This is a genomic window from Microbacterium sp. KNMS (genome assembly GCF_053851835.1).
This window is the reverse complement of record NZ_JBSQBP010000207.1, coordinates 1-236: the sequence shown is the minus strand read 5'-3', so window position 1 is coordinate 236 and position 236 is coordinate 1. Positions and strand designations below refer to the sequence as shown.

General features: G+C 30.1%; 1 protein-coding gene. It reads left to right on the top strand.

The window, feature by feature from the left end:
• On the top strand, positions 1 to 236 hold a 236-nt coding region (locus ACWXWW_RS18360), incomplete at both ends, for a hypothetical protein (protein ID WP_455971484.1).

Here is a 236-nt window from a genome sequence, read left to right as displayed (position 1 = left end):
CGATTATTCAACAAGATAAAACATTGAATAAGCAAAGACCGTTTAACGATTGGCGAGAAAAAGAAGTTGATTTGGTTGCTGATCTTTTACAAAAACGTGGCATTGAAAGAAAGTTAGTTGGCACGAATGAATATAAAGACGTGAACGAGTATAAAGACAAAAAAGATTTAGAACGAGAAATTGAAAAATTAGAAAATCAGATAGCTGAAAAGAAAAATGATTTGATTAATTTAACC